This is a genomic window from Paenibacillus dakarensis (assembly GCF_001373415.1).
In the GTDB taxonomy this organism is placed as follows: Bacteria; Bacillota; Bacilli; order Paenibacillales; family Paenibacillaceae; genus Paenibacillus_AQ; species Paenibacillus_AQ dakarensis.
Genome location: NZ_CDSE01000007.1, coordinates 246,606 through 267,388 on the forward strand (window position 1 = coordinate 246,606; position 20,783 = coordinate 267,388).

Sequence of the window (20,783 nt, forward strand, 5' to 3'; positions counted from 1 at the left end):
GGGCCAGGTTCGGCCAAAATGGATTTAAGCAAGATAAAGAGAGGGCCGATTGTAGCCGCACTGATTATTGGCGCATTCGTTTCCATCTTGAACGAGACGCTGCTAAACATCGCTTTTCCAAGTTTAATGGAACAGTTCGGCATCGTGGAGTCGACGGTTCAGTGGTTATCAACATCGTATATGCTCGTTGTCGGAATACTGGTTCCGATAACAGCGATGCTTCAACTGTGGTTTACAACGAGGCAGATGTTTATCGGTGCAATGGTGCTATTTTTAGCAGGTACGATTATATGCGGGTTCGCACCGACATTTGGAGTTCTGTTGACCGGTCGTATACTGCAGGCTTTCGGAACAGGCTTGATGATTCCGGTTCTGATGAACACCATTCTAAGTATTTACCCGCCGCAGAATCGGGGAGCTGCGATGGGGATGATCGGACTCGTTATGATGACCGCACCGGCAATCGGGCCAACATTGTCCGGGTTGATTGTGGATTCACTGAGCTGGCGCTGGTTGTTCTACCTCGTGATTCCGCTGGCGGTGTTCTCCATCGTATTTGCTGCGATATACTTGAAGAATGTGTCTGAGTTAACCAAACCAAAGGTTGATTTCATCTCGATTATTCTTTCAACGATTGGTTTTGGCGGAATTGTATATGGATTCAGCAGTGCCGGAGAAGGCACTTGGTCTGATCCTAAAGTGGTATGGTGCATTACCGCAGGAGCGATCAGCTTATTGCTCTTTGTATGGCGCCAATTACGTATGAAAGAGCCAATGCTCGATCTGCGTACCTTTAAATACCCGATGTTTTCACTCGTAACGGTGCTGATGCTGGTGCTGATGATGAGTATGTTCTCAACAATGATCATGCTGCCTCTGTTCCTGCAAAACGCACTTGGGCTAACCGCACTGTCAGCAGGACTTGTGATGATGCCAGGCAGTATTATCAACGGACTGATGGCGCCAATTACAGGCAGACTGTTTGATAAATTCGGACCCAGGGTCTTAATCATTCCCGGGCTCGTCATTCTATGTATTTCTATCTTCCTGTTCTCACGTGTTGAAGCTTCATGGACAGGTGGTTATGTGATCTTCCTTCATGTTATGATGATGATTGGAATCTCGATGGTGATGATGCCAGCCCAGACAACAGCTTTAAACCAGCTGCCGCGCTTGATGTACCCTCACGGTACAGCGATTATGAATACCTTGCAGCAGGTAGCCGGGGCGGTAGGCATGGCGCTCTTCATTAGTATCATGACTGCAGGCTCTAAGAATTATGTACTGTCAACGGGCGATATGAACCCGGTCGAGGGCATGATTGCAGGCCTGCACAACGCATTTATCACCGGCTTTGTTCTTGCTGTTGCTGCATTAGTACTAGGTTTCTTCGTTAAACGGTCAGCTGCACCTGCTGAACAGCAAAAATCAGCAGCATAACAGCTTTCGTGTTCTAAGAGAAGGGATGCACGCTAGATGAGCATAAAAGAAAATGATGCATTAGGGCAAAAGATTTTGGACACAGCGCAATCTTTATTTAACCAATATGGAGTTGAGGATGTCTCCATGCATCAGGTCGCGAAGACGGCAGGGATTGGTCAAGGCACCCTGTACCGGCGTTTTTCAAGCAAGGGGAAAATCTGCTTTACCTTAATGGAAGCGAAGATCGATCGGTTTATTGAGGAAGTGGATGACTATCTCCAATCCAGTGGTGAAGAGCGGATTGCCGTGCGCCTCCGAACGATTATGTATAAAGTAGTCCTTCTATTGAATGAAGATATGGAATGGCTGCGCGTCATGCTGACCTCCGATCGACTGGAGGACACCAAGAATACACTGTGTGAGAATCCGCCATTTATTTATTTTCGAACACAGATACAAAGTCTTCTGGAACATGCATCCGAGCAAGGAGAGCTGAGACCAATGGATCCGGTCTTCACATCCATATTACTCGCTGCACTTCCACGTGCGGATATTATTCTCTATCTGCATGATATGGGTTACAGCGCTGAGCAGATTGCAGATCAGTACTGCCGAAGTTTTGTGGATACTCTGTTTGTGGATCCATAAGCACTTAACGACTAATAATGAATAGGCTGTAAAGCCGCTTCGTGCCGGATGGAGTTCTGGTTGAAGCGGTTTTTTTGTATATAAGAATGTTGCTGCACAGGTCACCCAAAGGTTTGGACAGGAACTTCCGCCGGGGAGGGCTTCTTGGCACAACTCTTGGGGTAAACTAGGTGGGAAGGGAGGAGTTTCTTCTCCCTGATCTACAACTAGACTGGATGAGCAGGTGATGGTTTTTGAAAATCATGACGTTAAATACGCATGCATGGCAGGAAGAGAATCAGATGGACAAGATCAAACAGCTGGCTGACTTTATAAATAAGCACCAGATTGATGTGATATCCCTGCAGGAGGTCAATCAGTCGATGGACGAAGAACCGGTGTCTTTACCTGAGTTATCTCATTATTATAGTGCTGACCCTAACACGGTTATTAAACGGGATAACTATGCTTATGTGCTGCAAAAAGAATTAAAGGCATCTTATTACTGGACCTGGATTCCGACTCATGTTGGTTTTGTCACTTATGACGAGGGTCTTGCGATCCTGTCGAGAACACCCATTTCGAATTCGATTAATGAATATGTATCCCGATTGAGGGACTATAGGAATTACCGAACCCGAAAAATACTAGGCATTCAAACGGAGATTCAGGGGCGGGCAGCCTGGTTCGTGAACGGCCACTATAACTGGTGGAATGATGAGGATCCCTTTAAGGGACAGTGGGATGAAACGGAGCGGATTCTTAAGGATCTTAAACATACGCCGCTGTTCATTATGGGCGATTTGAACAATGTAGCTGAAATCCGGGATGAGGGCTATGATTACGTCATCAGTAAGGGCTGGCATGACTTGTATATGAACGCTGAGTCGCGGGATGAAGGAGCAACGGTGGTCAAGGCGATTGCAGGCTGGGAAGATAATAAGCGGCCGCTGCGCATTGATTATATTTTCTCCAGCCACCCGGTACAGGTGAAATCTTCAGCGGTGGTCATGAACGGGAAGAATGGACCGGTGGTATCGGATCATTTTGGCGTAATGGCTCATATATCCAATGGTTGACTAGACTTATAATACAATACCAATGGAAAGCACCCATAGAATAGACACTTCAAGCGTCTATATTCTACAGGGTGCATTTTTCATGCTACATAGCTGCGCGCACCTTCTCGAACAATACGTTATTCTCCAGATGAATATGCTCGAAGGTATCCTTTTCAAGCTGTGCCAGCCGTTGATATACCAAGCGGTACGTACCGCATGCTCCAGCAGGAGGTTCAAAGTCGCAGGTAATCTTGCGCAGCTCCTTGAGGAGATCACCGGCGTGTTCATGCTCTCCCTCGAGCTCCATGACATGCGGTTTAAGCGCTTCGGCGGCCTCAGCCGTAGGGTGATCAGCGAAATGCATAATCAGCGGGAACACGATCTGATCCTCATCCTCTGTATGCTCCAGCAGCTCGCGTTTCAAAAGCCCGTAAATTTCCTGGACACGCAGCAGGTGCGGATGATTCTCTCCGTGAACACGAGCCACCTTGGTGATGTATGGTGTAAGCTGAGGCAGCTCCTCTCTCAGATATGCATGATGCTTCTGCTGAATGTGGTTGATAAGTTCTTTTTCATCGAGTTCTGCGGCAGGTTGGTGTTCAGCATAATCCTTATGCTTCTGCTCTATATATAATATTTTAGAGAGAACCTGCTCTCCATCCAGATTTAGGTTTCGGGCGGCTTCTTCCAGCGGGATCTTTCCTCCGCAGCAAAAATCAATCCGCAGCTTACGGAACAGATCGGCTGTTTCAGGTATCGCTGTAACGATATCGGCAACAAGGGTATGCAGTGTAATTTGGCTCATGATAGGAACCTCCTGTTATTGAGTGGGAATTCGAATCGTAATATGCTGAACATGAAGAGTAAGAACTGTTTTATACGGTTAAGTATAGGGAACGGGAATGCGTGGCCGGGTGATTCCCGTCACTTGAAAAGTGTGGAAATGATGACGGATACAGCAGGGAAAATAACATGTACTCGGCATATTACAAAATTCGGACTCCTATGCAAAAAAAATGTTTAAATTAGAGGATAATTGTTGTCAGGAACGAATGAGTACAGTACCAGAAGGTGACTTACTGGAATTCGAAAGGTAATGGTGATGAAGACATGGACGTGAACTACCGGGTTGAAAAAGACTTCCTTGGCGAGAAGCAGCTTCCTGCTAATGCCTATTACGGAATCAATACAGTCAGGGCAGTCGAGAATTTTCCCATCAGTGGAGTTCCTATACATGCGGAGTTAATCTCTGCGCTTGCTGAGGTAAAGAAAGCCGCAGCTCTTGCCAATATGCAGCTCAGCCTGCTCCCGAAGGGGATCGGAAAGGCCATCGTCGAGGCAGCTCAAGAGGTGATTGAGGGGCAGTTCCGTTCGGAGTTTATTGTGGACTCGATCCAGGGCGGAGCGGGAACCTCCATTAATATGAATATGAACGAAGTGCTGGCAAACCGGGCACTGGAGCTGCTAGGCAAGGGAAAAGCCGAATACTTCTACTGCAACCCTAACAATCATGTGAATATGTCCCAGTCCACGAATGATGCCATTCCAACCGCAATTCGCATTGCGGCTTATCGTCTAACTCAGGATTTGCTGGTTGTATTCCGGAAGCTTGTAAGTGGCATTGAGGATAAAGCGAAGGAGTTTGACAATGTAATCAAAATGGGCCGCACCCACCTTCAGGATGCTGTGCCGATCCGCTTAGGCCAGGAATTCAACGCTTACGCCAAGGTACTCGGCAGGGATATTGGACGTATTGAACGCGCAGCCCAGGGCCTGCTCAAAATAAATATGGGCGCAACGGCCGTTGGCACAGGCCTTAATGCGCCGCTCGAATATATGGAAAGTGTGGTTAGCCTGCTGAAAGAACAGACCCAAACGGATCTGGTGCAGGCAGATGATCTTGTGGATGCTACGCAGAATACTGATGCATATCTGGAATTGTCGGCTGCGATGAAGGTATGCGCGGTCAACATATCCAAGATGTGCAACGATATTCGCATGATGGCCTCCGGTCCGAAGGCAGGCTTCAGCGAGCTGATCGTGCCGGCAAGACAACCGGGCTCCTCCATCATGCCGGGCAAGGTGAATCCGGTTATGGCGGAAGTCATGAACCAAATCGCTTTCCAGGTGATAGGCAATGACCATACGATCTGTCTGGCTTGTGAAGCAGGCCAGTTCGAGCTCAATGTGATGGTACCCGTGGCCGCGAACAATCTTATGCATTCCATCAAGATTTTGAAGAATGGCATGGAAGTGTTCCATAAGAACCTCATTGCAGATCTTCAGGCTAATATCGACAGATGTAAGCATTATGTGGATACAAGCTACGGTATCATCACTGCCCTGAATCCGCATCTGGGATATGATGTGGCTTCAAGACTGGTGAAAGAAGCGCAGCAGACCGGACAGAATGTAAAAGAGATCATTCTTGAAAAGGGACTGTTAACCGAGGAACAGATTCGTGTCATTCTCGACCCGTATCATATGACTTCACCTGGTATTGCCGGTGAGGAATTCTTGCTCAATCAATAAATTTTGAACAAGGGAAATTAATTCTTTTACCATATGGGGAATCCTTTTGCTACAAAGTTACAGCAGATGGGTTCCTTTCTTATTCTTCTTTTCTTATCTTTGAAACAGATAAAATATGCTAAAACTGGTTCGCTTATGCACAGGATGTTTAGTAGGTTAAAAGGTCTCTTTTGCATAAAATAGGAAGTTGCGTATAGGAGGTTTCTGCATGGTAGAAGTACAGGAACGTCGGCATCTTGTGCTGATTGGCAACGGGATGGCCGGAATAAACACGGTGGAACAGATCTTAAAGCTGGCACCCGCCACCTACAGGATTACCGTATTTGGGAGCGAGCCTTACCCCAATTACAATCGTATTCAATTATCGTATGTGTTAGAGAAGAGTAAAGCGGTAGAGGACATTATTCTGAATGATTGGGATTGGTATCTGGAGAACGGCATAGAGCTGTATACAGGAACGAGTGTAACGCATATTGATACGGAGCATAAGACCGTGAAGGCAGACAACGGGATGGAAGTTCCGTATGACACACTTATTATTGCAACCGGTTCCAATCCATTTATACTTCCGGTTCCGGGAGCAGATAAAGAAGGAATTGTAGGCTTCAGGGACATCGCGGATTGTGAACATATGCTGCATGCGGCTGATCAGTACAAGAGGGCTGCCGTTATCGGCGGGGGTCTGCTCGGACTGGAGGCAGCCAAGGGACTGCTTAAACTGGGGATGGATGTTACGGTGGTCCATCTGTTCGAGGAGATCATGGAACGCCAGCTGGATCATACCGCCTCCCTGATGCTTCAGGCAGAGCTGGAAAGCCAGGGTTTGAAATTTGCCACCGGCAAGCAGACCGAGGAGTTTCTGGGAGATGAGCGAGTCAGCGGCATTCGTTTTACCGATGGAACGACATTGGATACCGAATTTGTAGTCATGGCAGTTGGAATTCGCCCGAATATCGCTCTAGCCAAGGAGAGCGGTATTGCGGTTAACCGGGGCATTCTTGTGGATGATTATATGCGCACTTCCGTCCCGGATGTATATGCGGTAGGGGAGTGTAACGAGCATCGGGGTATCAATTACGGACTCGTGGCTCCGCTGTTTGAGCAGGGGGCTGTACTTGCGAAGCATCTGTGCGGAGTGGAAACGAAGCCATATGAGGGGTCGGTTGTATCGACTCAGCTGAAAATATCAGGCGTAGATGTATTCTCTGCCGGAGAGTTTATGGACGCTGAGGGACTTTCCATCGTGCGGATGCATGATGACTGGAGACGTATTTACAAAAAAGTGCTGCTGCGCGGCGGTCGGATCGTCGGCGGTGTTCTGGTTGGTGACGGGAAGGAATCGTCCAGACTGCAGCAGTGGATTCGGACAGGCACCGTTATGACAGAAGCGATCCATGATGCGATTGTGGGACAAGCCTCCGTGGAGTCCGGCAATACGGCTGCAGAGCTGGCGGACGAGGAAATTGTATGCGGCTGTAATGGTGTCACGAAGAAGCATATTGTGGATGCCATTAACGAAAAGGGATTAACCACCGTGGGAGAGATCAAGGCGGCAACGAGTGCGACACGTTCATGCGGAGGCTGCCGGCCTGTTGTCGAGCAGATTCTTCAATATGTGCTTGGAGATAAATATGATTCGGCGGCGGCGAAGCAGGAGGCGATCTGCAGCTGCACCACGCTGAGCAGAGACGAAGTCGTGACGGCTATAAAAGAAAAGGGGCTAATCACCTCCAAAGAAGTAAGGTATGCGCTTGAATGGGATAATCCTGAAGGCTGCTCCAAGTGCCGGCCGGCACTGAATTACTATCTGGGCATGATCTGGCCGACAGAGCATGTGGACGAGAAGGATTCCCGTTTTGTTAATGAACGGATGCATGCCAACATTCAGAAGGACGGAACCTTTGGCGTTGTGCCGCGGATGTACGGCGGGGTAACCACACCGGAGGATCTCAGGCTTATTGCGGATATTGCAGTGAAATATAACGTCAAGCTGGTTAAGGTAACCGGCGGTCAGCGGCTGGACCTGCTCGGAGTTAAAAAGGAGGACCTGCCAAAGATCTGGAAGGACCTTGGTATGCCATCAGGCTATGCCTATGCGAAGGCTCTGCGTACGGTCAAGACTTGTGTGGGATCGCAGTTCTGCCGTTTCGGCACGAAGGACTCAATGGGTATGGGCATCATGCTTGAGAAGAAGTTCGAGCGGCTGGATATGCCGGCCAAGTTCAAGCTGGCAGTAAACGGCTGTCCGCGTAACTGTGCGGAGTCCTCAACCAAGGATATAGGTATCGTCGGTAATGAAGGAGCGTGGGAAATTTACGTCGGCGGCAATGGCGGTATTAAAGCCCGGCTTGCTGAGCTGCTGTGCAAGGTACGAACGGATGAAGAGCTTCTGGAGATTGTCTCTGCGTTCATGCAGCACTACCGGGAAACCGGCAAGTATCTGGAGCGGACCTCGGATTGGATCGAGCGTGTAGGACTCTCGTCCGTTATAGATGCCGTTGTGAATGATCTGGATAACCGCCGTGCGCTGGCTGAACGAATGGAAATCGCTTTAAGTCAAGTCAGGGAGCCTTGGAATGAAATTCTGAACAATTCGAATTTGCGTGAACGAATGTTTGAAGAAATCAGTGTCTCAACAAACCAGGACTAAAATTGGAAGGGGCTGCATGATGGAACCGATATTGAACAGAAATGAATACACCTATTATCTAGTAGGTACCGTAGATGATTTCACGGAGAGACTGGGCCGGGTCGTACGGTTAGGCAAGGAAGAGATTGCGGTATTCAAGACGACAGACGGCACAATCCATGCACTGGAAAACAAAAGCCCTGGTCCCCGGGGAGGCACGATCGCAGAAGGAATCATTTCCGGCGAGATTCTGTTCGATCCTATATGCGATTGGAGAATATCACTGACGGATGGTCAGGTGCTCGATCCCGACACGGGGCAGGTGCAGACATACCCGGTTCATGTTCTCGGAAACGAGGTACGGATTGGATTGCCTAAGAATGGAGGAGGGGTGTTCCATGGCTAAAGATCTTCAGGATAAAAGAATTGTTATTGCCGGATCACAAAAGAAAGAAGAGATGGCTGAGATTATTGAACGAAGAGGCGGAATACCTATTGTCCGGTCGCTTCAAGGACTAACCGATTCGGATCCGGTTGAAGTAGAAGAGGATGTAAAGCGTTTCATCGAGCAGGGTGCCGACTGGTTTATTTTCACAACAGGGACGGGATTTGAAGCCATGCACCAGGCTGCAGAAAGGCTTAATGCTGTACCCGCATTTGAAGAAAGGTTGAAAGAAACCAAGATTGCCTGCCGCGGTTACAAAACGAACGCCTTTTTAAAAAAATCAGGTATTCATCCGGTTGTCTGTGATGACGATGGAACGATCGCCAGTATGATCGATAAGCTGGAGGTGTTTGATTTTACGAATCAGCGGGTGTGGATTCAGCTTCATGGCGAGCTGTCTTCACAGATATTCCGGTTTATCGAGAGCAGGGGCGGCATGGATGTGCAGGCAGTGCTGCCATACCGTTATCATGCACCCGAACGCGAGACGCTTGCCGCGATTACAAATGAACTGCTTCAGCAGGAAGTGGATGCCGTCTGTTTCACGACAAGGGTTCAAGTCGGATACTTATTCGATTATGCGAGAGAAACCGGACGTGAGGCTGAGGTGAAATCCGCTTTTGAACAGAGGGTTCTGGCTGCTGCTGTCGGCAAGGTAACAGCTGAAGCGCTTCGGGAAGTAGGAATAGGCCGCATTATCGTGCCGGAAACAGAAAGAATGGGTGCCATGATCGTTGAGCTTGGTCATCATTATGAAGGCCAGAGAGACAGATAAAGCGCGGATCAAGCAAAGAGAAATAGAAAATATGTCGATGAACTAACAAAGGTTTTCCCGCCCGCCTGTTTGCGCGTGGTGACAGCCTTTGTTTTTTTCATAAATATGTATTCTTTCCAAGGAGAGAGGTGCCTGGCCTGCAAGGGAATCAGTGGGTATGTCCCATCCATATGTATACTGCTCCTTAACAAATAGATGCGAATAAGTTACATGGATTGGAATCAATAAATGTGCAATAGTGTGATGGAGATCAGGGGTTAAATGGAACGAAGTAAAATTAAACTAAATTTTGGTAATGTATAGTCGCTTGATATGAAGCTCGGGAGGCGTTGACTCACATGAATGATGAGCTGCAGGATGAGCTTACGACAAATACGGCATCAAACATCACCATCAGCCTATGTATGATCGTTCGCCAAGAGGAGGAGGCACTGGGGAAATTGCTCCAATCGGTTAAGGATCTGGTGGATGAAATCAATATTTAAGATTACCCCCGAAGTATAATCATAGTGAAGTGTGGACAGTGGGGTGTTAGAATAAATATTAACGAGCTTAATCAATACAGCATGATAAATGAGGTATGCCATCATGGAAAGTCCATACACAGATTTAACCGATGAAGAGATGATCCTGGAATCCAAACGGATATGCAAAGAGCGTGGGATAGAGAAGGATAAGCTTCCTGTATTTACGGAAAGATTTACAAATGCCGAATTGGCTGATCGGCAGAAGTTATATATGGAGTGCATTGAAGTCATCCGCTTTTTTGTTGATCAATTTCTTGCCTCGGCTTCGAATACGCCTATTTTAATAACCGTTACAGATTATGAGGCCCACATTCTTGAAGTCATGGGCAGTCCTGAGATTGCCAATACGGTAAAGCAGCTTGGAATTGAAGCAGGAATTGGATTCAATGAGGATACTGGAACCAATTCGATAGACTTATGCATTCACAGCAATCGGCCGGTGCAAGTAATCGGATCCGATCATTATCATGTTTGTCTTCAGAATCTTGCTTGTTATTCGACCCCTTTTTATTGGGAAGGGAAGGTAGCGGGAACGATCTCCATGATGACTGAGGTCGGTTTCGCACACCCCCATCTCATGTCATTATTGCGTACCTTCGCGGACTCTGTTGAAAGAGAATTAATGCTGCGTAAACAGAACAGCCAGCTTCATATGCTGAATCATCTTCTGATCGAGAAGAACTATTATGGCGTGCTGGTTACGGATTCCAAGGGCAACATTCTTCAGATGAATGAGGTCTGCGTGAATATATTGGATCTCAGTCCGAAGGATCTAAAAGCTCACTACGGCTCCCCTGTCTTTGAAATACAGGAGGTCGGTTCTTATTTTCGCCAAGCCATTGAACATCAGATGGAGTACATGGGTGAAGAGATATCGATTCCTTCAGATGGGTCGATGCGCTACTATATGCTTGATGTGTTTCCTGTCTATGATCGTAAAGGTGTCCTGGCCCGTGTGGCAGGAAATCTGCGTGATATAACTGAGATGAAGAGAACAGAAGAAGTGCTGAGAAATACAGAAAAGCTGGTATTTGCCGGACAGGTTGCCGTAAGCATCGCGCATGAGGTTCGGAATCCGCTCACGACCGTAAAGGGAATGCTCCAACTGGCCAACAAAGAATCGAATTTACGTCATTATGAACTGATTATGTCTGAAATCGAGCGAATGAACCTCATCGTCGGGGAGTTTTTAATTTTGGGGAAACCGCAGGCGATCCATTTTAAGCAGGATAAGTGTGAGACAATACTCACAGAGGTGCTGAATGTCTTTGGAATCCAGGCAGCATTGAATGAAGTGGAGATTCAAATGGAGTGTGTTCAAAGTCCGGTTATCACTTGTGATCGCAACCAGATCAAGCAGGTGTTTTTGAATATATTACGAAATTCGATGGAGGCACTCCCTTTTGGAGGGGATATTGATATCCTTCTGAGTGTCGAGGAGGGTTACCAGGTTATTTCCTTCACGGATAATGGAACAGGAATGACCGAAGAGGTGCTGCAGCGGATTGGTGAACCGTTCCATACCACCAAACCGGAAGGCAACGGACTAGGAATGATGATCGTTCAGAGAATACTGAATACGCACAAGGGACATATGTCTATTACAAGCAAAGAGGGGACAGGCACCACCGTAAAAATTTATCTGCCCATGGATGAAAAGATTTCACAGCCATAAATCCATACTACAACAAAAATGAGCGCCGGCTTAAACATATGCCCGGCGCTTATTTCATTTCAGTGAACATCAACCTTGTTTCGGACTATGGGTTCCCCGCATATACTCTTCCGGCGTCTTACCTACGATGGATTTAAAATCTTTAATGAAATGGGACTGGTCATAATACCCCAGATCAACCGACAGCTTTAGCAAATCCTCATGGGTCCTGTAATCCATTCTCTCCGCAGCATGTTGAAGCCGATAGAGCTTAATCACCCATTTGGGGTGAACACCAACATACTGACTGAACATGCGCTGGAGCGTTCGTTTATTTAAATGAGCCCACTCGCATAATTGTTCCACGGTGGTGAGGGCGGGATTCTGAATAATGTGGTCGATGATCTGGTTGATATGATTTACCGTCTGATCAGGTGGGGGTAAGCACGGAAGGAGCAGCTGTTCTATGCAGGCCACCTGCTGCTCCGGCTTTTGCTTAGACAAAATAAGCTGCTCCATGTCAGCGGGACTGATGCCCAGAACATCTGCGGTTCCGATTGATTGATCGGTAAGGGCCGATAAAGGCTTTTTAATAAAAGGATAAAACCCGCCGGGTTTGAATTTGATGCCGAATACGGAGCCACTTCCCTCCAGGTGGTGGGAGTGTACGCTTTTGGATACACCGTAAATGGCTGTTTTGCCGGATTCGACAACGAGGTTGACGCAGGGATTGGGGACGACATCCTGGTGATGTGCGGGCTTTCCGGTCAGATCCCAGTGAATCATCCAGTAATGCTTAATAAAAGGGCGAAAGGCCGCAGATGGCTCGCACCGGATAAGACTGAATTGGCTGCTGTTCTCTGCCAGATGCAGAACACCCATACTGGGTTTGGGGGGATGAGGTTTCATATCCAAGGATTCTCCTATCCTAGTGGTATGGAAGCGGACTGATTTGGTCGCGTTTTTACAATACTTGGTTTATTTAACGGGATATACTCAATCATACCAACGCCATTAGAGTCTAGCAAACCTTATCTTCTATAAATAAGGAGCGAATGTTATGGAGCTGAAATATGATTTTTACATTCATGCAAATCAAGAGCGGGTGTGGAATACACTTACGTTACTTGCTTATGAACCGCAGCAGAAGCTGAGTCTTATCGAGCATCCCGGGCCTGCGTATTATTCGAACCATGCAGAGCTGGAATCCAGAATCACATTCACCCTTGAAAAGGTTGGGAGCTGCACGAAACTCACGCTCGTGAATGATCAGTTTACAGAAAACCATCCATCCTATGAGAAAGCGGCGGACTCCTGGTGGATGATCCTCAGCAGTATTAAGACGTATGCCGAAACCGGACAAGTGCTCGATTTTGGCTGGTAGAAGAAGCGGGAGAATGAAGTGGACTAAGCTATGAAACAAGGAGCTATCGCAATAGTAGATTTTCACTACTAATGTGATAGCTCCTTGCTTTGTTTTACGGATATGCACGGATCAGCGGTCACTTGCTTTATAACCCTTGCCGATGAGCTCATGCACATTGTGTATCGTCACATACGCCTGCTCGTCTATTTCGCAGACGATGTTCTTCAATTGAACGACCTCCTGCTTGCTGATGACAATATAGAGCACCTCTTTACTTGAGCCCGTATATCCTCCGCGTCCTTCAAGGACCGTCAAACCCCGGGACATCGCTGTAGTGACGCTCTGTAATACTTCGTTTGGCTGGTTGGAGATAATCAGCACTGCAACGCGTTCATTCATTCCCTCTACCATGAAATCGATAATCTTAGCCCCAACATAGACGGCAATAAGCGTGTACATGGCCTTTTCCTGGCCGATAATGAACACGGAGCCAAGGATTACGATGATGTCGATGATGAGCATTCCTTTTCCCAGACTCCAGCCCCAGAAAGAATTGGCCAGCCGCGCTAAAATTGCGGATCCTCCTGAAGTGCCGCCTGAACGAAAGATCAGCCCCAGCCCGATACCAACAAACACGCCTGCAAACAGTGCGGCAAGAAGCGTATCCGGATGCGGGGGAATATTCAGTTCTGTCACACGCAGAAAGATCGAGGTTAGAACGATTGAGATAAGGGTATAAATCGTAGTCTTCTTATCAAAATAACGGTAGCCAATGGTGAGCAGAATACCGTTCAATACGAAATTGACTATACCGGGTGACCATTCGAACAAATAATATGTAACAACGGTTATTCCAATAATTCCGCCTTCGGACAGACGGTTCGGTATAGAGAAATAATTGATTCCGATCGCAAATAGTAAAGAGCCGATGATGATGAACAAGGCATCCTTAACATGCTGTTTAGTCATAAGTTAGCGCCTCCTGTTTGACATTGTACACCAGTTTTGCACATGGGAGCACTGCAGCAAAATAAAGAGTGGCAACTTCAATTTCTCTATGGTTTGGTTGTTTCTCTTGTCAAATCCCGATGAAGCGTTATGATTTAGGTAGAAGTGACCGATACCTTTATTGTTGCTGCCACCGCTACTGAAGTTGAACTAATCGGGTAAGAAGCAGGAGTGAGATTAGATGACAGATAGAAATAAGGCGAATGTTGAGCATATTCGCATCGGTATTATTGGCCCTGAAGTGATCGTGGACAAGATCATGAAGGTTATTGAGACGTTTCCTTCCTTTGCTCCAGTGCCGCTCGTGTTCCGGAATGAGGACGAAGCTCCGCTTCTTGCAGAGCAAATCTGTAATGATGTGGAAGTGCTGATCCTTTCGGACCCGCTATCCTACCGCAAAGTAAAAGAGCATATGATGCTGGATATGCCTGTTCTTCATGTACCGATTACAGACGCCGGATTATATAAAGCACTCTTTTACGCGCAGCAAAAGGATAAGCTCAACGGTGGCATTTCCGTGGATACGCTGACTGAAGTCATGGTAAGACGGACGTTTAAGGATATGGATATTATGGACATCAAGAGCATCATTTATGATGGTCCGGTTTATGCATCCACTACCGAGCTTGCCTCTTTTCACGAAAACAGCATGATTTCGGGTCAGAGCACTCTTGCACTTACCGGTGTAGGGTCTGTTGCGCAGGAGCTGAGCCGCAGAGAGATTCCGAATGTATGGCTGCTTCCATCGGATCAGGATATCGTGGTCTCCTTGGAAAGAGCCCTGTTGTCTACCGCCTCACGCCGCAGCAAGGAAGGCCAGATTGTTGTAGGCATGATTAACGTGGATGACTTCGACAGACAAGCCCTGAAGCGGAATAATGAGCATGAAGTACAGAAGCTGAAGCTGGATATCCACCGTATGGTGCTGGATTATGTAGAATCGCTGGACGGATATCTCAACCATATGGGCGGAGATGAGTATTTGTTCTTTACAACGCGGGGGATCTTCGAGAGGGAATCCGGCGGATACAAGACGATACCTTTCGCGAAGGATATGAACAAGACGCATGGCATATCGCTAAGTATCGGCATGGGCTTTGGACGTACGGCCAGCGCTGCCGGAACAAGTGCACGAATCGCTATGAGGAAAGCGAAGGAAGCAGGGGGGAATGCCTGTTTTATTGTTCGTGAGGATGGAACGCTGATTGGCCCGCTGGAGATGGCAGACCCTGTTCAGGAGGTGTTATCCTCAACCGATGCAGCTCTGATCAAACGTGCAGAAGATGCCGGGATGACAAGTGCTTATCTCAGTAAACTGTTGAACCAACGCGCCAGGTTCGGTAAATATGAATATAAAGTGCATGAGCTGGCAAATCTGCTGGACATTACGGTTAGGAGCACGCATCGTTTGCTTCTGCACTGGATGGACAACGGCCTGGTAGAAATAACAGGGCTGGAGAAGGTTCCGCGCGGTAGACCAAGACAAATATTCCGATTTACTTTCCTGGAGTAAGCTGCTTTAATCCACTCATTCATCCTTGTCTCTAACCCTCTATTTAAAGACGATTTAAAGATTTGTCTTTATATTTGTTCAGTCGTTATGATGAAGAGGAAACGTATTCCAAAGGAGATGAATGGATATGAAGACTGTTGCGGAACTAGAAGCAAAGCTTGCAGAACCATCAGAACAATTAATTGCAGATTTGAGTTCCATCGAAGGAGATATTCTGATTCTAGGCGTTGGCGGAAAGATGGGTCCGAGTCTGGCCAGACTTGCTGCCAATGCTGTGAAAAAAGGTGGATTAAATAAACGAATTATTGGCGTATCACGGTTTTCGAATGAAGAAGCAAGACGTGAACTGGATGAGGCAGGAATTGAGACTATTTCATGCGACCTGTTGAATGATGAAGAGCTCCAGAAGCTCCCGCATGTAGACAATGTAATCTATATGGCAGGGAATAAGTTCGGTACAACCGGCAGAGAGCATTTTACATGGGCTATGAATTCATATCTCCCGGGCCGTGTTGCTGAGAAATATAAGAATTCCCGAATTGTCGTGTTCTCATCAGGGAATGTGTATCCGTTTTCACCTGTTGGAAGCGGCGGTGTCAATGAATCGGTGTCGCCTGAGCCGCTGGGCGAATATGCTCAGTCTTGTCTTGGCAGAGAGCGCGTATTCGAATATTTCTCCCATCAGAATAAGACGCCAATGACGATCTACCGTTTGAATTATGCGATCGACATGCGCTATGGTGTACTTCTGGAGCTGGCTAAATCCATCAATGAGGGACGTCCGATTGATCTGACCATGGGTCATGCGAATATTATATGGCAGGGAGATGCGAACGAGATGGCACTGCGCTGCCTGAAGCATACCAGCAACCCGCCGGAAATTATAAATATTACAGGTCCGGAGACGATGTCGATCCGCTGGGCTGCCCAGGAGCTGGCTAAACGGATGGATAAAGAGGTGCAATTTACGGGAGTTGAATCCGAAACGGCACTGCTGAACAATGCGACCAAATCACATCAGCTGTTCGGTTACCCGAAGGTATCCCTGCTGCAGATGATTGACTGGACTGCAGAGTGGGTTATGGCGGGTGGAGACACCTGGAATAAGCCGACACATTTCCAAGAGAGAAAGGGGAAATTCTAAGTGAGCGGTACAAATCGATTGTCGAACGAAAAAGCAAAGGCACTAGCTGAAGGTCTTGTTATTCCGGCACATCCGCTAGCCCTGAATGCGGAACGCAAGCTGGATGAGAGACGCCAGCGGGCGCTGACACGCTATTACGCAGCATCCGGCGCAGGCGGCATCGCGGTTGGTGTACACTCTACCCAGTTCGAAATTCGCGACAAAGGCGTGGACCTATACGAGCCGGTACTGCGTATGGCAGCAGAAGAAATTCAGCGTGCTAAGCTTGATCGGCCGTTTATCATGGTAGCTGGTGTATGCGGGCCGACCGAACAAGCAGTGAATGAAGCTACGCTTGCCCTGGGACTGGGCTATGACGCTGCACTGCTCAGTATGGGCGGGCTTGCTGACTTAAGTGAGCAGGATATTCTGGAGAGAACGAAGCGTATTGCTGAAATTATGCCGGTTATCGGGTTTTATCTGCAGCCTTCTGTAGGCGGTAAAATATTCAGCTTTGATTTCTGGCGTCAATTTGCCGAGATTCCGAATATTGTAGCGATCAAAATGGCACCATTTAACCGTTACCAGACAATTGATGTAGTGCGGGCAGTGTGCTATTCCAGCAGACGGGATGAAATTTCCCTTTATACGGGTAATGATGATAATATCATCAATGATCTGCTTACAACGTATCGCTTCAATGTAGATGGCCAGATCGTAGAGAAGCCGATTATTGGCGGCCTGCTCGGTCACTGGGCGGTGTGGACACGTAAAGCAGTGGAATTGCTGGAGGAAATCAAGCAGGTTCGCGGTGGCGGTGCCATTTCGCCGGACTGGCTGACCAGAAATGTTGAAGTTACCGATAGCAACGCAGCTTTCTTTGATCCGGCGCACCAGTTCCACGGTTGTATTCCGGGTATCCATGAGGTTCTTCGCCGGCAGGGCCTGTTAGAAGGCACATGGTGTCTGAATCCGAAGGAAACCTTATCTCCGGGGCAGTCTGAAGAAATAGATCGTGTGTATAGAGATTATCCTCATCTGAACGATGATGATTTTGTAAAAGAGCATTTGCAAGATTGGTTGGCTGAATAGCCATATATCAAGTTAATGTAACAACAAGATGAACGGGGGAAACGCTATGCGTTTTAAAGATGTGTTTTCAATAATTGGACCCAGTATGGTGGGTCCGTCCAGCTCACATACAGCGGGGGCTGTTCGAATAGGCAGGGCAGCCCGGCGCATTTTTGGAGCGTTTCCCGAAGAAGTGGAAATCGTGTTCTACGGTTCTTTTGCTGATACGTATCGTGGGCATGGTACGGATCTGGCGGTAGTTGGCGGTTTAATGGACTTTGCTACGGATGATATCCGTATCCGTAATTCCATCACCCTTGCGGAAGAGGCAGGGATGAAGCTGACTTTCAAGACAGCTCAGAATGCAGCCTTTCATCCCAATACAGTCCTGCTAAAGCTCAAAGATGAGAACGGGCGGGAGGATATTATCGTTGGCGCTTCGATCGGAGGCGGCAATGTTGAAATCCTGGGCGTGAATGGCTTTGATGTGAAATTTACGATGAACTATCCGGTTCTGATGGTGTTTCATCAAGACACACATGGAATGGTCGCTCATATCACCAAAATATTACATGACGGCGGGGTCAACATTGGATATATGGATGTGGACCGAAAAGGCCGGGGTAGGGAAGCTGTAACGGTTGTGGAGACAGACGAGGCGGTGCCTCGTCTTCTCATGGAGCATATTCGGAACTTGGAGCACGTTCATCGGGTTGTATTTGCGGATTTGTCAGCAGAGGAGGGGGCAGAATGAAGTTCTCTACACTACAGCAGCTGATAGAATGCTGCCGTGAGGACGGGGTTACGATCGGCCAGTTAATGCTGAGTGAGCAGGCCAAGGAATCCGGAAAGAGCGAAGATGAAGTTTATAAGCAGATGGCAGATTATTATAACATTATGAAAGAAGCTGTCCATCGCGGAATCCATGAGCCTGTTCCTTCCCGGAGCGGGCTTACTGGCGGTGACGCTGTACGTATTAGTGAGTATATGCAGAACGGCACAACCTCTCTCGGTACAGAAGCTTGTTCTGCGCTAGCCTATGCTCTGTCTGTATCTGAAGTTAATGCTTCAATGGGAAGAATTATCGCGACACCTACGGCTGGCTCGTGCGGCATTATTCCGGGCGTCTTCGTCAGCTCGCAGGAGAGATTCGGCTGGGATGATGAGCATCTTGTGATGGGATTGTTCTGCGCAGGTGCGATCGGTTATGTCATCGCCAATAATTCGTTCATCTCCGGAGCTGAGGGCGGTTGTCAGGCCGAGGTCGGTTCAGCTATTGGGATGGCAGCAGGCGCACTTACGGAACTAAGAGGCGGGACACCGGAGCAGGCGGTTCATGCAGTTGGTCTCGCACTTAAGAATTCCCTGGGATTAATATGCGATCCAGTCGGAGGACTTGTGGAAATTCCGTGTATTGTCCGAAACGGATTTGGTGCCGTGACAGCACTGGCTGCAGCCGATATGGCGCTTGCCGGAGTCCGGAGTGCCATACCATCGGATGAAGTGGTTGGTGTTATGCTCGAGGTTGGAACGGCAATGCCTGCGAAGCATAGGGAAACCGCGAAAGGCGGACTTGCCCAGACGCCTACAGGAAAGAGGATTCTGAAGGAACTGTATGGTAAAGGAAGCAAGGCTGCAAAGGAAAAGAGTACTGAGGAAAAAAATGAAGCGAGCACCGATAAAAAGGAGGATTGAACGAAGTGACCATTCTTCGAATTGGATTGATTGGACTGGATACCTCCCATTGTATCGCTTTTACAAGACTGCTGCATGATACGTCGGATGCTTATCATGTTCCGGGAGCGCGGGTGGTTGCGGCGTATCCGGGAGGTTCACCGGATTTTCATCTGAGTATCTCACGTGTAGATGGATTTACGAACGATATCCAGCAAAAGTTCGGTGTTCAGATTATGGCCTCACCGGAAGAGGTGGCACAGCAGAGTGATGCTCTTATGCTGCTGGCTGCCGATGGAAGGGTTCACCTGGAGCTGTTTCGCAGAATAGCTCCTTTTGGCAAGCCTGTATTTATTGATAAACCGCTCGCCCTCAATTCATCCGATGCGGAAGAGATTGGGAAGATTGCGGCAAGTCACGGTATTTCTGTCATGAGCTCGTCATCGCTTCGTTATGCGGTCAGTTTGATCGAGGAGCTTGGCCGGGAAGAGAAGGGAAAAGTGACAGGTGCTGATGTTCAGGGACCTATGGAGATTCAGCCTACTCAATCACGTTATTTCTGGTACGTCATTCATGCGGCAGAGATGCTTTACGCCATAATGGGCCCAGGCTGCAGGGAAGTGGCCGTAAGCTCGACGGAAGAACACGACCTGATAACGGGAACATGGGATGATGGACGGATTGGAACGGTGCGCGGCAACCGGGTTGGAAACAGCAAGTTTGGTGCCTTGATTCATCGCACAAGTGGAAGCGACTACATTGATGCCTCCAGCTCAGGTAAACCCTTTTATGCAGATCTTCTGGAACAGGTCCTCTTCATGTTTTCTACAGGTCAGACTGTCCTGCCATTTGAACAATCGGTAGAGGTCATTCGATTCCTGGAAGCGGTGGAGGAGAGTCTAGCAAGCGGAAAAAAGGTAAGCATGTTTGCAAATAGATAATCTTGATGAAACATCTTGTTTTACCTTTGCTTAATGAGGAAGCGTGAGACAGTATATTGACTCGGAAAAATAAATAATTCAGGAGCGATTTCATGAAGGATTCGCTCTTCTTTTTTTCTCTATTTCTATCTCTTTAGCATTTTCTACATGCCATAAACCCTTGATTTGTAAGGGTTTCTGGACTTCCAGGTGTAAATTGAGCCCTGAAATCACAGACGGGTGAAATTCCGTTGTTTACCAAATCTGAAAGCGCTTTTATCATGTGGGTGAGTAGAAATACTGAATTTGCAAGACCGGAATAAGACGTCTTGCACTTGATGAATTTCAATCTCGAATCAAGCAGGATCTTTCCACTGGGGGGGAGGCATCTCGGTAAAATTCAAGAGATTCTATTAAAGAGGTTCTAGCTAAGTTT

The 20,783-nt window shown here is 47.7% G+C and carries 19 protein-coding genes; 16 read left to right on the plus strand and 3 right to left on the minus strand.

The window, feature by feature from the left end; all coding sequences use genetic code 11:
* Nucleotides 1–18: 18 nt before the first annotated feature.
* From BN1234_RS01570 to BN1234_RS01580, 3 genes are all read left to right on the plus strand, one after another.
* On the plus strand, nucleotides 19–1,440 hold the full coding sequence (locus BN1234_RS01570) for an MDR family MFS transporter (protein WP_370733777.1): 1,422 nt from the start codon (nucleotides 19–21) through the stop codon (nucleotides 1,438–1,440).
* Between the two features lie 36 nt (nucleotides 1,441–1,476).
* Nucleotides 1,477–2,070, plus strand: a complete 594-nt coding sequence (locus tag BN1234_RS01575) for a TetR/AcrR family transcriptional regulator (protein WP_054954905.1) — start codon at nucleotides 1,477–1,479, stop codon at nucleotides 2,068–2,070.
* Nucleotides 2,071–2,303: 233 nt separating this feature from the next.
* Nucleotides 2,304–3,128, plus strand: coding sequence for an endonuclease/exonuclease/phosphatase family protein (locus tag BN1234_RS01580; protein WP_054954906.1), 825 nt, complete (start codon nucleotides 2,304–2,306; stop codon nucleotides 3,126–3,128).
* Nucleotides 3,129–3,213: 85 nt separating this feature from the next.
* Here BN1234_RS01580 and ric read toward each other — a convergent pair whose 3' ends face one another.
* Nucleotides 3,214–3,915: an iron-sulfur cluster repair di-iron protein gene (ric, locus tag BN1234_RS01585; protein ID WP_054954907.1), complete on the minus strand. Its 702-nt coding sequence runs from the start codon at nucleotides 3,913–3,915 to the stop codon at nucleotides 3,214–3,216.
* 305 nt (nucleotides 3,916–4,220) lie between these two features.
* Here ric and BN1234_RS01590 point away from each other — a divergent pair, with 305 nt between their 5' ends.
* The 6 genes from BN1234_RS01590 (at nucleotide 4,221) to BN1234_RS01610 (ending at nucleotide 11,693) form a co-directional block, all read left to right on the plus strand.
* Nucleotides 4,221–5,642, plus strand: a complete 1,422-nt coding sequence (locus tag BN1234_RS01590; RefSeq protein ID WP_054954959.1) for an aspartate ammonia-lyase — start codon at nucleotides 4,221–4,223, stop codon at nucleotides 5,640–5,642.
* Nucleotides 5,643–5,850: 208 nt separating this feature from the next.
* Nucleotides 5,851–8,292: a nitrite reductase large subunit NirB gene (nirB, locus tag BN1234_RS01595; RefSeq protein WP_054954908.1), complete on the plus strand. Its 2,442-nt coding sequence runs from the start codon at nucleotides 5,851–5,853 to the stop codon at nucleotides 8,290–8,292.
* A 19-nt stretch (nucleotides 8,293–8,311) separates the two neighbouring features.
* Nucleotides 8,312–8,677, plus strand: coding sequence for a nitrite reductase (NAD(P)H) small subunit (locus BN1234_RS01600; protein WP_054954960.1), 366 nt, complete (start codon nucleotides 8,312–8,314; stop codon nucleotides 8,675–8,677).
* Entirely contained in the window at nucleotides 8,670–9,491 is an 822-nt protein-coding gene (locus tag BN1234_RS01605) for a uroporphyrinogen-III synthase (RefSeq protein ID WP_054954909.1), read from the plus strand. Before BN1234_RS01600 ends, BN1234_RS01605 begins: the two co-directional genes overlap by 8 nt.
* 338 nt (nucleotides 9,492–9,829) lie before the next feature.
* Nucleotides 9,830–9,976: a hypothetical protein gene (locus BN1234_RS22115; protein ID WP_156337101.1), complete on the plus strand. Its 147-nt coding sequence runs from the start codon at nucleotides 9,830–9,832 to the stop codon at nucleotides 9,974–9,976.
* A 103-nt stretch (nucleotides 9,977–10,079) separates the two neighbouring features.
* Nucleotides 10,080–11,693 carry an ATP-binding protein gene (locus BN1234_RS01610; RefSeq protein ID WP_082423057.1) on the plus strand — a complete coding sequence of 538 codons (1,614 nt, stop codon included), beginning with the start codon at nucleotides 10,080–10,082 and terminating at the stop codon, nucleotides 11,691–11,693.
* A gap of 69 nt (nucleotides 11,694–11,762) precedes the next feature.
* Here the strand turns inward: BN1234_RS01610 and BN1234_RS01615 are convergent, their stop codons facing one another.
* Nucleotides 11,763–12,581, minus strand: coding sequence for a helix-turn-helix domain-containing protein (locus BN1234_RS01615; protein ID WP_054954911.1), 819 nt, complete (start codon nucleotides 12,579–12,581; stop codon nucleotides 11,763–11,765).
* A 151-nt stretch (nucleotides 12,582–12,732) separates the two neighbouring features.
* Here BN1234_RS01615 and BN1234_RS01620 point away from each other — a divergent pair, with 151 nt between their 5' ends.
* Complete coding sequence (locus BN1234_RS01620; RefSeq protein ID WP_054954912.1) at nucleotides 12,733–13,056, plus strand: SRPBCC domain-containing protein; 324 nt, start codon at nucleotides 12,733–12,735, stop codon at nucleotides 13,054–13,056.
* 111 nt (nucleotides 13,057–13,167) lie between these two features.
* Here the strand turns inward: BN1234_RS01620 and BN1234_RS01625 are convergent, their stop codons facing one another.
* Nucleotides 13,168–14,007 (minus strand): YitT family protein, encoded by an 840-nt coding sequence (locus tag BN1234_RS01625; protein WP_054954913.1) that lies wholly within the window; start codon nucleotides 14,005–14,007, stop codon nucleotides 13,168–13,170.
* Between the two features lie 220 nt (nucleotides 14,008–14,227).
* Between BN1234_RS01625 and BN1234_RS01630 the strand changes: the two genes are divergently transcribed.
* The 6 genes from BN1234_RS01630 (at nucleotide 14,228) to BN1234_RS01655 (ending at nucleotide 20,368) form a co-directional block, all read left to right on the plus strand.
* Entirely contained in the window at nucleotides 14,228–15,559 is a 1,332-nt protein-coding gene (locus BN1234_RS01630) for a hypothetical protein (RefSeq protein ID WP_054954914.1), read from the plus strand.
* 127 nt (nucleotides 15,560–15,686) lie between these two features.
* The gene (locus BN1234_RS01635; RefSeq protein ID WP_054954915.1) at nucleotides 15,687–16,703 is read left to right on the plus strand and encodes an NAD-dependent epimerase/dehydratase family protein; all 1,017 of its coding nucleotides are present in this window, start codon (nucleotides 15,687–15,689) and stop codon (nucleotides 16,701–16,703) included.
* Nucleotides 16,704–17,774 (plus strand): dihydrodipicolinate synthase family protein, encoded by a 1,071-nt coding sequence (locus BN1234_RS01640; protein WP_054954916.1) that lies wholly within the window; start codon nucleotides 16,704–16,706, stop codon nucleotides 17,772–17,774.
* 46 nt (nucleotides 17,775–17,820) lie between these two features.
* Entirely contained in the window at nucleotides 17,821–18,507 is a 687-nt protein-coding gene (sdaAB, locus tag BN1234_RS01645; RefSeq protein WP_054954917.1) for an L-serine ammonia-lyase, iron-sulfur-dependent subunit beta, read from the plus strand.
* Nucleotides 18,504–19,448 (plus strand): L-serine ammonia-lyase, iron-sulfur-dependent, subunit alpha, encoded by a 945-nt coding sequence (gene sdaAA, locus BN1234_RS01650; protein WP_054954918.1) that lies wholly within the window; start codon nucleotides 18,504–18,506, stop codon nucleotides 19,446–19,448. Before sdaAB ends, sdaAA begins: the two co-directional genes overlap by 4 nt.
* A 5-nt stretch (nucleotides 19,449–19,453) precedes the next feature.
* On the plus strand, nucleotides 19,454–20,368 hold the full coding sequence (locus BN1234_RS01655; RefSeq protein ID WP_054954919.1) for a Gfo/Idh/MocA family protein: 915 nt from the start codon (nucleotides 19,454–19,456) through the stop codon (nucleotides 20,366–20,368).
* The last annotated feature ends 415 nt before the right edge of the window (nucleotides 20,369–20,783 follow it).